Raw genomic sequence first — 8,780 nt, 5'->3', positions numbered from 1 at the left:
GTCGTCTTGCGCCAGCCAGTTGCGGTAGCGGCATAAGGTGCTGTAATCGGGGATGCTCAGTTCGTCAAAACGGCAAAACAGGTTGAAGTCGATGCGGGTGATAAGGCTGTGTTCGAGTTCGGGATCGGAGAGGCTGTGCCATTGTCCGAGCAGGACGGCTTTGAACATGGACAACAGGGGATAGGCGGGACGGCCGCGGTGGTCTCTAAGGTAACGGGTTCTTTGACGGTTCAGGTATTGTTCGATCGGTTGCCAATCAATCACCTGATCCAACTTCAATAATGGGAAGCGGTCGATGTGTTTGGCAATCATGGCTTGTGCGGTTTGCCGGAAGAAGGTGCTCATGAGAAATCCCCTAAGTGTCTTGGTGGGAATTTAGGGGATTTTGGGGAATTTTGCAAAGGTCTCGGGAAGCGGTTTGGGTACGTCCAAGACCTTCGCGCCCCAAATGGCATTGCTTTCGTCTTCCTCTTCATCCAAGCGGATAAGGCAGTCTAAGGTGTGTCGGAACACGATGGCATTGCGGTGGATGCGGATCACTTTGTCTCCGAGCAGCTCTTCCCAAGAAACCAGCGTTTTGGGCAATTCGTATCGCTGCCCGTCGCCGGTAATCAGGAATACGGTTTTGTGTTCCGCCAATAAATAACGCGCCTGCTGCCATGGGATTTCAATCATCAGATCACGGCTAAAGACGGTGAAATGGGTGAAATCGTCGGCTTTTTCGCGGTATTTTTCGCCGACGCGGTCAAGCGCCGCTTGCAGACGGGTCATTCTGATGGGCTTGAGCAGGTAGTCGGCGGCAGCCAATTCGAAGGCACGCAGGGCGTGTTCTTCATAGGCGGTGGTAAAAATAATTTCGGGCTGGCGTTTGGCACCGCGCTTGATGCGCTCGACAAACTCCAAACCGTTGATTTCAGGCAGGCCGATATCGGCGAATACGATATCTGCTTCATGTATGCTCAACCAATCCAATGCCGGCTGGGCATGGTGGAATACATTAAGCAAGACGACATTGCATTCTTCAAGTAAGACCCGTAAACGCTCTGCTGCCAGCACTTCGTCTTCAACAATAATGGCACTTAACATAATCTTTTTTTCTTTGTTATTTTAAATACGAATGTGAATTTTAAATCAATACACAACGTTCCCGCGTGTTTTCGGTATGTTGAAACATTTTTCTCATACGGTTGCCTCTTTCTGCCGTTTTGGCAGACAGGCCAAACATTCATCTGAAATGAAAGTGGTCTTGAGGTGTTTAGGAATATACCTTAATTCTGTTAACTTTATCCAAAAAACAAGCGATTACTTACAAAAATTAAAAAATTTAAGTAATACCTCAAGTAATTTGTTGCAAATCTACAAATTTACTCCGTGACTATGTCATTAACCGGTATCGCCCATATCTCCCAATGTAAAACCGCCCACGCCAACAATTCCTCGGGTCGGTCAACCTCGGGCGCGTCAGGAAGATTGAGATAACGCATCACTTGCCGCAAAAGCGCTTCGCGCCGGTTCAAATCCAAAGCGGGAGCAAGCGTTTGTTTGGACCATTTCTGCCCCTGCGAATTCACCAGCAAAGGCAGGTGCGCGTAATGCGGCATGTTTGCGCCGAGACATTGCTGCAAATAAATCTGACGCGGCGTGGACACCAGCAAATCCTGTCCGCGCACGATATGCGTGATTCCTTGTTCGGCATCGTCCGCGACTACGGCAAGTTGATACGCCCAAAAACCGTCCGCACGCAACAGGACGAAATCGCCGATATCGTGTGCCAGATTTTGGGCGTAATAGCCGACAATCCCATCCTGAAAACCGATCGTCCTGTCGGGAACGGCAATCCGCCAAGCAGGCGTTTTCCCATTCGCTCCAGGCCTTTGCGCCGGAACGCGGCAACGCCCGTTATACACAAATCCGTCCGCCCCCGCCGTTGCCGCCGCCTGCCAGTCTTTACGGCTACAATAACAAGGATATACCAGCCCCTCACTTTTCAGACGACCCAATGCCTCTTGATACAGCCCGTTCCGTCGGCTTTGGTAGGCGACTTCGCCGTCCCATTCAAAGCCGAACGCTTCCAATGTGCGCAAAATATGCTCGGCGGCACCCGCCATTTCCCTGGGCGGGTCCAAGTCTTCCATACGCACCAGCCACTTGCCGCCGTTGGCGCGCGCATCGGCATAAGAAGCCAAAGCGGTCAGCAGCGAGCCTATGTGCAGCAAACCCGTAGGGCTGGGGGCGAAGCGTCCTATATACATGCAAACTCCGTATGGAACTCAAAATGGGCGATATGTCGGCAAAGCCTGAACTGCCAACTGCGGCGCAGCATCAGGCTTTCATGCCACGTATTTTATCGTAGGGCTTTTGTGAAGGCCCAAATGTTTTTAACTCCGCTCATCCTAACCTTGCTGCTTTTCACAAACCATCAAGACGTTTTATAGTGGATTAAATTTAAATCAGGACAAGGCGACGAAGCCGCAGACAGTACAGATAGTACGGCAAGGCGAGGCAACGCCGTACTGGTTTAAAGTTAATCCACTATAAACAAAAAGGTCGTCTGAAAATGCCTCTTCCGCTTTTTCAGACGACCCCTTCCCTATTCCACTTACGCTTCCTGCGCGTCCACATCCACCGACCATCTGATTTTGCCGTCGCGGTTTTGCTGCAACACCTGCACCCACAAACTTACGGCGCGGTGCAAATCCTGTCGGGATGTTGATTCGAGGAAGATTTGCGCGCGTTCGCGTTCGGCTAGGCGCACCATCAGCATCGGAGCGGCGCCAAACTGGGAAACGCTTGCGGGCAAAAGCGGAGCAATGGTTTCTTTGGCGGCGTTGAGAAATTCCATCGCATCGGCAACGCGCGGCGCGTCGGCGCGGATGGCGGTCTGGAAACCGAAGGGCGGCATGGCGAACATTTGCCGTTCGTTCAATTCGTTTTCGGCAAACACGGCGTAGTCCTGCGCTTTGACGGCGGCAAAGACGGGATGTTCGGGCAGTTGGGTCTGTATCAACACCTTGCCGGGTTTGTCGGCGCGCCCCGCCCTGCCGGACACTTGCATCAGCTCGGCAAACAGCCTTTCCGGTGCGCGAAAGTCCGCGCTGTACAGGCTGCCGTCGGCGTTCAACACGATAACAAGGTTGAGCCGCGCGAAATCATGGCCTTTGGCGAGCATCTGCGTGCCGACCAAAATGTCAATTTCGTTGTCGGCGATGCGGCGGTACAAATCTGCCCAGTCGTTTTTGTGCGCGGTGCTGTCCCTGTCGACGCGGACGACAGCGGCCTTGGGCAGGAAGGCGCGCAGGGTTTCTTCGACGCGCTGCGTGCCGTGGCCGACGGCGGTCAGGTCTTGGTTGCCGCAGTCGGGGCATTTGAACGGGATGGGTTCGCGGTGGTCGCAGTGGTGGCAGCGCAGTTGGCGGGCGCGTTGGTGCAGCACCATTTTGGCGGAGCAGTTCGGGCAACCGAAGGTATGACCGCAGTCGCCGCAAAACAGCGCGGGCGCAAAACCGCGCCGGTTGAGGTACACCAGCGACATGCCGCCCGCTTCAAAGTTCTGTTTCAAAAGCTGCAAGGCTTGCGGCGAGAAGCCGTTGTCGAGTTTCAGACGACCTACGTTGAGGATGTCCACTTGCGGCAGTTGCGCGGCGGTATGGGCGCGTTCGGTCAGTTGCAGCAGGCGGTACGCGCCGCTTTGCGCCTTGTGCCAGCTCTCCAAGCTGGGCGTGGCGCTGCCCAACACAACGGGGCAGCCGCTCTGCTTCGCCCGCCACACCGCCAAATCGCGGGCATGGTAGCGCAATTCGTTGTCTTGTTTGAACGAGCCGTCGTGTTCCTCATCGACCACAATCAGCCCGACATCATCCATCGGCGTGAACACCGCCAGCCGCGTGCCAATCACCAGCTTCGCCTGCCCCAACATCGCGCGCAGATAATCCTGCGTGCGCCTGCCTGCCGCCATCTGGCTGTGCAACACGGCGGTCGGCACGTCGGCAAAACGGTTTTCCACCCGTTTCAAAAGCTGCGGCGTAAGGTTGATTTCGGGCAACAGAAACAACACCTGCCGCCCCTGCGCCAACACTTTCGCCATCGCATCAAAATACACCTCGGTCTTGCCGCTGCCGGTGATGCCGTACAGCAGAAACGGCTGGAAGCTGCCGAAGGCCGTCTGAATTTCATCGGAAGCCTTCTGCTGGTCGGCGTTGAGCTGAAATTCAGACGACCTTAAAACGGGTTTTGCCGCTTCCGTCGTTTCAATCCAGCCTTGTTCTGCCCAATCCTCAATCAATTTCACTGCCTGCGTGTTCACCTGCTTCAACGCCGCCATCGTCATCCCGCCCGACAGCAGCGCGTCCCACAAAGCCGCTTTTTTGTTGAACCGCGTCGGCGGCGGCGTTTGCGCCCTGCCTGCTTCGTTCAGCGCGTAAAACAACGGCGGCTGCGGCATTTCCACCGCGCGCGTTTCCTTCAAACCCTGCGGCAGCGCGGCAAACACCGCCTGCCCCGTCGGATAGTGGTAATAACGCGACGTAAACGAGAGCAAATCACGCCAGTTTTCAGGCAGCAGCGGCTCGTCCAAAAAGGTCGTCTGAACGCCCAAAATCCGCGCCGCATCCATATCGGGCGCAATATCCGTTTCCCACACAATCCCGACCACGGTCTTGTTGCGAAAAGGCACAAGCACCCGCGTTCCTTGCGGCAGCGGGTCGGAATGGGAATAAGTCAAAAGGCCGTCTGAAAGCGGCACGTTTACGGCGATGCGGTGGTAGATCATACAGGCAGGCAAATCATTTTTTTGCGTATTTTAACAGCCGAAAGCTATTTTCAGACGATAAATTGAGCCTCAATACAATGCAGGCATGACAGAGGTTTGATACAATGCGGTTTTCTTGACACACGCCTATACTTAAAAATGAAAACCAAATTAATCAAAATCTTAGCCCCCATCACTCTGATCTCACTGACCGCGTGCGGGCAAACGCCCGTTTCACAGGCAAATGCAGCGCCCTCTTCAGCCGCCAAGCCCGCCGCCCCCGTACAAGGCAAAGTCGGCGAAGCCTTGAAAGCCCGCCTCGAAAAAATTTACGAATCCCAAGGTCTGAAAGTCATCAGCGTCAGCGAAACCCCTATTCAAGGCATTTATGAAGTCGTTGTCAGCGGCAAACAAATCATTTACACCGATGCCAAAGGCGACTATATGTTCGTCGGCGACCTCATCGACGTCAACACGCGCAAAAGCCTGACCGACGAACGCGCCGCCGATTTGAACAAAATCGACTTCGCCTCCCTGCCTTTGGACAAAGCGATTAAAGAAGTGCGCGGCAACGGCAAGCTGAAAGTCGCCGTCTTCTCCGACCCCGACTGCCCGTACTGCAAACGCTTGGAACACGAGTTTGAAAAAATGACCGACATCACGATTTACAACTTCATGATGCCGATTCCGAGTCTGCACCCCGATGCCGCGCGTAAAGCCGAAATCCTATGGTGCCAGCCCAACCCGACCCAAGCCTGGACCGACTGGATGCGCAAAGGCCAATTCCCGAGCGGCAAAGCCAATTGCGACAATCCCGTTGCCGAAACCACTTCTTTGGGCGAACAATTCGGCTTCAACGGCACACCTACCCTCGTTTTCCCGAACGGCCGCAGCCAAAGCGGATACAGCCCCATGCCGCACCTCAAAAAAATCATCGAAGACAATCAGAAATAAGATTGGCTTCAAGATACGGCAAAGGTCGTCTGAAAACCGATATACAAGGTTTTCAGACGACCTTTTTCATACCGCCGAAGCAGGCAAGCAAACTGTGTTAAAATCCCAAGCTCTTGAATAAACGGACCAAATATCCCGTCTGCAAATCTGTCCATCCAATGCAAACCGATTTTCTGAGTACATCCCAAGCAAGTCGGCGCAGCCGCTTGATACGTTTCACCCTATCCGACGGCAGATTTCAGACGACCTTTAAGACAGCATTATGAAAAAACACCTATACCGCATCACACTCCTCACCATCGCCGCAGCCGTCCTCTCTGCCTGCCCGAGCAAACGCATCAAAAACCTTCCCGCAGTCGACACCACCACCGTCAAAGGCCCGGACCGCCCGACCGGCACGCCCGACCCCGCCGGCACCACCGTCAGCGGCGGCGGCGCGACCTACACCGTCGTGTCCCACCAAGAACTGCCGCACTGGAGCACCCAACACTTCGTCAAAAGCCTCCAATCCTTCCGCTTAGGCTGCGAGAAACTGAAAAACCGCGCAGGCTGGCAAGATGTCTGCGCCCAAGCCATGCAGACACCCCTCCACCATTTCCAAGCCAAACATTTCTTCGAACGCTATTTCACCCCTTGGCAGGTCAGCAACAACGGCAACCCCGCCGGCACCATCACCGGCTACTACGAACCCGTCCTGCTCGGCGATGACAAAGCCACAAGCAAAGCCCGCTTCCCCATCTACGGCATCCCCAACGACTTCGTTTCCGTCCCACTGTCCGCCAATTTGAGAGGCAGCAAAGCCACCGTCCGCATCCGCCAAACCGGTGCCAACAGCGGCGTCATCGACAACAGCGGCACACACACCGCCGACCTGTCCCAATTCCCCATTACCGCCCGCAGCACCGCCCTCAAAGGCAGATTTGAAGGCAGCCGCTTCGTTCCTTATTACACCCGCAACCAAATCAACGGCGGCGCGCTCAACGGCAAAGCCCCCATCCTCGGTTACGCAGAAGACCCCGTCGAACTCTTCTTCATGCACATCCAAGGTTCAGGTCGTCTGAAAACCCCGTCCGGCAAATACATCCGCGTCGGATTTGCCGACAAAAACGAACACCCCTACGTCTCCATCGGACGCTACATGGCAGACAAAGGCTATCTCCCCCTCGCACAAACCAGCATGCAGGGCATCAAAGCCTACATGAAGCAAAACCCCGGCCGCCTCGCCGAAGTCTTAGGACAAAACCCCAGCTACGTCTTCTTCCGCGAACTGACCGGCAGCAGCGAAGCCGGACCGGTCGGCGCATTGGGCACCCCGCTCTTGGGTGAATACGCAGGCGCCATCGACCGCCACTACATCACCTTAGGCGCGCCGCTGTTTGTCGCCACCGCCCATCCGACCACCAAAAAAGCCCTCAACCGCCTCATCATGGCGCAAGACACCGGCAGCGCCATCAAAGGCGCCGTCCGCGTGGACTACTTCTGGGGCTACGGCGATGAAGCAGGCGAAGTTGCCGGCAAAATGAAAACCACAGGCTACGTCTGGCAACTCCTGCCCAACGGCATGAAACCCAGCTATCAGCCTTAACATCGGCTAAAAAGTCAAAAGGTCGTCTGAAAACCAGTTTTCAGACGACCTTTTTCATATCCAAACCATCCATGCCCGCTCTTATAGTGGATTAACTTTAAATCAGGACAAGGCGACGAAGCCGTAGACAGTACAGATAGTACGGGACCGATTCACTTGGTGCTTCAGCACCTTAGAGAATCGTTCTCTTTGAGCTAAGGCGAGGCAACGCCGTAATGGTTTAAAGTTAATCCACTATACCAACTAACCATTCACACGACATCTTTACCACTCATCATCACCTATTTGTCCTTTTTGACTTTTTGATTTATGTTCAGACTTTCATCTAGCAGTATTAAAAAAATAGACGCCAACCCAAAGATAAACAAAAAATGAAAAAATTATTATTGGCAGTTGCCTTATTGTCTTTGCGCCTACCTTTAATGCAGATTTAAATCGCAAAAAACGGACGATAACCATGCCTAAAAATTGGATAAATAAAATCATTTCATTCGCCACCATCATCTTCTTATCGGGAGGCTGCATCCCTTTCTCAAAAGAGACACCCAAAGACAACCTGCCCGACACGGTGTCCATTACCCTGCCGGAATCCAGCAAACATTTTGTTAACAGATTCCCCGAAAATTATGCAGGACCTTCTGACGACTCAGAATTTTTTAATGTCAATCAATATGAAATAGACTTTAATCAGGAAAAAACCGTTGTTTTTGAACACGGCAAACATACTTTTAAAATACCTCATGTAAGCAGTATTACCGCATATGAAGATGGAAGTCATAACCCGTTCTTAGGCATTGATGAATTTGACATGTTTTCTGGCCTAGGCAAAAGCAGCAACATCAGTGATGAAGAAGCAAGACAGAATTTCTATAATCTGATCAGGCAGATGCATCAAGCCGGTTGGACAGATTTGATTTCCCGTAGCGAGCCAAGGATTAAACGCGACCGTAAAAATGCCTCCGCTTTTTTTGAATTAGAAGACGGTAGAATTAAAGCAAAACCGATAACCGGCATTCCCACTGCTATTGAACTAACCCCTGAAGAATGGAAAAAACTGCCCAACTTAGCTCAGATAGGGACTCTATATACGGACGGTGTGCTTGTGGAGTTTATGCTTGGTAAGGATGGCTCGGAACAGTATCGTGACCAATTCGGCAATGGGCAGTATGCCCTGCAAATTACCATAAAGGCATATTGGGATTTCCTCCGGTTGCATGCACAAGAAGAATTTGGCAAACCGGGCTACCGCGAAGCCTTGGATAAAGAGCTCCGCTTAAGAGCAAAGGAAAGGAAAAAAATGGAAGACAAAGCCCGCGCGGCAGGCTTCGAGTTCGACGAAAGCTATCAAGACCCACCGGTTCCTCCTTTAATAGCACTCCCGCGCGACGGTTCCCGCTGATTGAAACGGGAAAAAGCAAGCGTAGATTGGCTTCAAAAACCCATATTTCGACGATTTGACGGTTTTGCAGAAGTACCCGGCCTATTTACCCTATC

7 protein-coding genes are annotated in these 8,780 nt (G+C 53.0%); 3 read left to right on the top strand and 4 right to left on the bottom strand.

Annotation, left to right across the window (positions count from 1 at the left end):
- The 4 genes from HMPREF1051_RS09395 to HMPREF1051_RS09380 form a co-directional block, all read right to left on the bottom strand.
- Positions 1–345: IS5/IS1182 family transposase (locus tag HMPREF1051_RS09395; protein ID WP_003767755.1), on the bottom strand; the 345-nt coding region annotated here is incomplete at its 3' end.
- Positions 346–375: 30 nt separating this feature from the next.
- Positions 376–1,086: a LytR/AlgR family response regulator transcription factor gene (locus HMPREF1051_RS09390; RefSeq protein WP_003767740.1), complete on the bottom strand. Its 711-nt coding sequence runs from the start codon at positions 1,084–1,086 to the stop codon at positions 376–378.
- A 278-nt stretch (positions 1,087–1,364) separates the two neighbouring features.
- Positions 1,365–2,252 carry a tRNA glutamyl-Q(34) synthetase GluQRS gene (gene gluQRS / locus HMPREF1051_RS09385; protein WP_003767747.1) on the bottom strand — a complete coding sequence of 296 codons (888 nt, stop codon included), beginning with the start codon at positions 2,250–2,252 and terminating at the stop codon, positions 1,365–1,367.
- Positions 2,253–2,599: 347 nt separating this feature from the next.
- Positions 2,600–4,768: a primosomal protein N' gene (locus tag HMPREF1051_RS09380; protein ID WP_003767751.1), complete on the bottom strand. Its 2,169-nt coding sequence runs from the start codon at positions 4,766–4,768 to the stop codon at positions 2,600–2,602.
- A gap of 138 nt (positions 4,769–4,906) precedes the next feature.
- On the opposite strand from HMPREF1051_RS09380, the gene HMPREF1051_RS09375 reads away from it, so the two are divergent.
- The 3 genes from HMPREF1051_RS09375 to HMPREF1051_RS09365 all read left to right on the top strand — a co-directional run bounded on the left by HMPREF1051_RS09375 (position 4,907) and on the right by HMPREF1051_RS09365 (position 8,685).
- Positions 4,907–5,701 carry a DsbC family protein gene (locus HMPREF1051_RS09375; RefSeq protein ID WP_003767744.1) on the top strand — a complete coding sequence of 265 codons (795 nt, stop codon included), beginning with the start codon at positions 4,907–4,909 and terminating at the stop codon, positions 5,699–5,701.
- A 262-nt stretch (positions 5,702–5,963) separates the two neighbouring features.
- The gene (locus HMPREF1051_RS09370) at positions 5,964–7,286 is read left to right on the top strand and encodes a murein transglycosylase A (RefSeq protein ID WP_003767749.1); all 1,323 of its coding nucleotides are present in this window, start codon (positions 5,964–5,966) and stop codon (positions 7,284–7,286) included.
- A 457-nt stretch (positions 7,287–7,743) separates the two neighbouring features.
- A complete protein-coding gene (locus HMPREF1051_RS09365; RefSeq protein WP_036492806.1) occupies positions 7,744–8,685 on the top strand; it encodes a hypothetical protein in 942 nt (313 codons plus the stop codon).
- The last annotated feature ends 95 nt before the right edge of the window (positions 8,686–8,780 follow it).

Origin of the sequence: Neisseria sicca VK64 (genome assembly GCF_000260655.1) — a bacterium.
In the GTDB taxonomy this organism is placed as follows: domain Bacteria; phylum Pseudomonadota; class Gammaproteobacteria; order Burkholderiales; family Neisseriaceae; genus Neisseria; species Neisseria sicca_B.
This window is presented reverse-complemented; position numbering and strand designations above follow the sequence as displayed.